This window comes from Streptomyces sp. NPDC001204, from assembly GCF_053598035.1.
In genome coordinates this window covers 1-3,751 of record NZ_JBSFJL010000077.1, presented here as the reverse complement: position 1 = coordinate 3,751, position 3,751 = coordinate 1, and the positions used below count along the sequence as shown (strand labels likewise).

General features: G+C 67.3%; 2 protein-coding genes and 1 pseudogene. 1 reads left to right on the top strand and 2 read right to left on the bottom strand.

The features are described from left to right. Positions 1–60: 60 nt before the first annotated feature. Positions 61–1,272: a PP2C family protein-serine/threonine phosphatase gene (locus ACWC91_RS41315; protein WP_450644943.1), complete on the bottom strand. Its 1,212-nt coding sequence runs from the start codon at positions 1,270–1,272 to the stop codon at positions 61–63. Between ACWC91_RS41315 and ACWC91_RS41310 the strand changes: the two are divergent. Next, a pseudogene (locus ACWC91_RS41310) lies at positions 1,271–1,372 on the top strand (TetR family transcriptional regulator); the annotation flags it as partial. The gene ACWC91_RS41315 and the pseudogene ACWC91_RS41310 overlap by 2 nt on opposite strands. Before the next feature lie 494 nt (positions 1,373–1,866). Here the strand turns inward: ACWC91_RS41310 and ACWC91_RS41305 are convergent. Continuing rightward, entirely contained in the window at positions 1,867–2,736 is an 870-nt protein-coding gene (locus ACWC91_RS41305; protein ID WP_450644944.1) for a hypothetical protein, read from the bottom strand. Positions 2,737–3,751 lie beyond the last annotated feature (1,015 nt).

The window sequence follows — 3,751 nt, the reverse complement described above, 5'->3', positions numbered from 1 at the left end:
AGCCACGTGATCATTCTGACGGTCCGGTACCGCCCAGCGCAGCAATACAGTGACGCCTCATCACAGGGCGAACGTTGCCTGATGCGGCACTAGGGGGCTGGCGTGGAGACGGGTGCGTGGCACGAGCGTGCGCTGAATGGCGAGGATGGCGGCGTCATCGCCGAGAGCCCCGTCGGCGTGGGCAAGAAGATCCTTTTCGACGCACTGCACAAGTGTCTTGGGGTTGTTCTGGGTCCACTGGGCGACCCGCTCTTGCAGCGGGTAGAAGGCTCGGCTGCGGTCGCGGGCTTCCATAACGCCGTCGGTGTAGAGGAGCAGGGTGTCACCGGGGTGGAACGAGAAGGTATGCGTGTCGTAGGTCTCCGGCCCCAGCCCCGACATGCCCAGTGGGGGCGCCGGGTGTGAGCTCGCCACGGGTTTCACGTGACCACGCCTGATCAGCAAGGGCGGCGGGTGTCCGCAGTGAATGACCCGCGAGACGGGGCTGTGATCGGGAATCTCCAGCAGTAGCGCGGTGATGAAGTGTTCCTGTGCCTCCTCGTCCGCCTGCGGGAATCCGGTGAGGTAGCGGCAGACGCTGCGGTCCAGGGCCTCCGCGAGGGCGGGCAGTGTGGCGTGGTGGTGGGCGGCCTCCTGGAATGAGCCGAGCAGCGTGGCCGCCTCTCCGATCGCGGCCAGTCCCTTTCCCCGCACATCGCCGACGATCACACGCGTACGGTCACCTGTACGCGCCACCGCGTACAGGTCGCCACCGGTGCATGCCTCCTTCTCGGCCGCCAGGTATGAAGATGCGAGGTGCAGCGGACCGAGCCGGTCAGGCAACGGGCGCAGCAGGGCTCTTTGGGCAGCCTCGGAGACGGACCGCACCTGGGCCAGTTCCGCCGTCCGCCGGTCGCGAACCAAGCACACGATCACGGCGAAGACCGACAGGATCGTGAGCGCGATGATCTGCGAGATGTGGTTGGTGGTGGCCACCCCGCCCTGGAGTACAGCGAGGAGGACCTGGGCACCCACCGCCAGTACCCCGATCAGTCCAGTCAGTCGGTAGCCGCCGAACGAGGCGGTGATGGCAGGGGCTACGACGAGCAGCGGGCCAAGGTGGACGGATTCCGGGGATCGGAGGTCCGCCAGGATGATCGCGACGATCAGTACAAGCGGAATCGCCACCAGCGCATGACTCGACTGCCACAGCTGCCGTAGATGGGCGAGGCGCTGCCCAAGGCTCATCCTTCCAATGTGCACCATCCGCTCGGAAACCATCCCGGACGGCATGCTGCTCGTCCTGCTACAGGGGGTACGGATCTTGGGGAAGGCGTCGAACGATCCCTCCCGGGTGCGGGACGCGGCTGAACAGGCTCTATCCCTGCTGGACTGGCACACACCCACCAAAACCACCGGCCCTCGGGCACGGCGCAGCGATGCGGCGCATCGCTGCGCCATGTCTCCACGGCTGCGGCACCTTCGCCGGCTTGGGCGTGGCCTCCCCCCTGGCCTCCGACGCGGTGCGGCGTGCCGAACTGCCCCGGCAGTGGCCAAGCGTGACCACCTACTACCAAATCCCATGGTCCAGCCCCAGCAGTGGCTGGGCGGCATCCCCCTTGAGCGGTAATCACCCGCCGCCTGGCTTTTCTCCAGCCTCCTTCTCTCCGAGTCATCCAGGAAGAAGTACCGCTCCAACTCCGTACGAGACGGCGCCTCGTAGAACGACCCGTACCGGGCTGCCTGCTCATCCGACAAGAACTCGACCGCCACCAGGTCCCTCCGTAGATCGACAACATCGACCCGCGAAGGCTTCGCCGCACGATCAGCCCAGTCAAAGAGCCAATCAAGGCCGCGAGGGCTTAGCGCACGATCTGAGATGGACGTTCAACCCTCGGCCCCGGGTGTGGGCGGCAATACGCCCTTGGCCGCGTTGATCACTGTGTTGCGCTGACAGTGGCGCCGCTCGTACTCCAGGACCTGCCGGACCAGACCGTCGGAGACGTCGTGCAGGTGAATCTTGATGCGTTCCGGGTCCATCACGTCGTAGCCGGCCCAGGGCTCGGCTTCCCGCAGGTCCGCGATGGCGCTCAGTACCCGGTGGCGGGCGGCGTGGACACGTTCGTAGCCGTCGAGCACGGTCAGTTCTGCCTGGGACAGGCTGCGCAGGCGCTGCTGGACCTCGGGGATGCCGAGCCGGCTGTAGCGGGGGAGGGGAAGGTCCTCCTCGCGGATGACCGCGCCTTGCAGTTCCTCCTCGGCCAAGGGGGTAGCGGCCGGCATCTTTCGCAAGTTGCCCGCACCGGTGTGTGCCCGCAGGCAGGCCACGGCTTCGCGCACTGTGCGCATGACCGCGCCCAGCAGTCCTTCATCGGCTCGGGCCGGTGGGGGACGGCGGTCGCTCCCGACAATCACCGCGGCCCTGGCCCGCCGGGCGAGATTCTCCTCGAGAACCTCCAGCAGCTGCTCGTTCTGGTGACGCAGTACGGCGAGCAGGTCGGCAGTCTCCGGATCGTGCAGTTGCTCGGCGATATCGCTGCCCACCTGGCAGGTCGCCAGGGCCCGGGCTGCGGCCGCGTACTCGTCCTCTGTGCTCTTCAGCAGCCGGTGCTCATGAGCCGACTGTTGACCACGTACCTGCTCCGCCACGGCCGACGCCCCCACCTCCAGCGGCAGCATGGTCGCCCGCACGACGGTGCGGGTCGCCAACTGCATGAACCGTCCGGCGGCGGACAGCATCCCGGGACGAGGGCGCATCTCCCGTACGCGGTCCTCAATGCGTTCGAGGTGGCTTTGAGCCTCGGCGGCCTGGCGTTGGAGTGCCCGCCGGTCGACACCTGGCCGTGTGAAGGCCACATCCGTCCTGAACCGGTCGACGACCGCGGCGTGAGCCTCACGAGCGTCTTCCAACGCCGGTATCAACACATCCGTCGTCGCTGCCATGAACTGCTCCTGGTGGGGCCCAGTACGGCGTCGCCGCCGCACTTCGGGGCACCCCATGCACCACCGGAACCGGGCAACCCGACCCATCCTGCTGAAGGCTGTCGGAAGTCGCCCGGCGGACGACTACGCGTGGATTTCGCGGCCGCCATGCTCTTCCCCGGGCGCGCGCAACGGGCACCGCCCCTGGTTGTGCACTTGGGTGAACCGACCGACAAGATCACCGCGATGCTTGGGCCTCGGGGCGGCCCGGGACATCGAGAGGCCCTGCAACCCTGGCTCTTGCCGCCGGGAGTAGCCCGCACAGGCGCCCTCCGCCCCAGCGTTAGCCAGGCCTGAATGAGCCCTCCACCTACCATGCTGCTCCTGTCGTGCCGGGTGGGCGAGGTGAGAGTCGAAACTGATCCAACGGCCGCCCAACACGTTGTCCGACGTCCCCGACTACGCGCAGGAGGTGATCTTCATGCTCATCCATGCCCTGGCCAAGGACCGACAGACACAGGCTCCGGACCTGGTTGCGGCGTTCGGTGAGTGGCATCGGCTTGTGTACGGAATCCATGCGAGGTGATCTAAAGATGGACGGCGGCTGCGCGCGGTGACGTCGGCGCCGTCGTCCGCTGCCCCCACTAGCAACTCGTGCTGCCGCGCCACCGACGACTCGCCTGGTCGACGCCGTCGCAGTTCGACGGGTGCGTGTGGTGGCATTCCGAACGCGGAGTCGCGCAGGTGCTTACCTCAGTGCGTTGTGGCAAAGGGAGTCCCTGTTCGGTGAGCAGGGGCTTCTTCGTGTGCGGGGCATGACCGTGGTGGGGTAGGGGCAGGCAGCGGACGG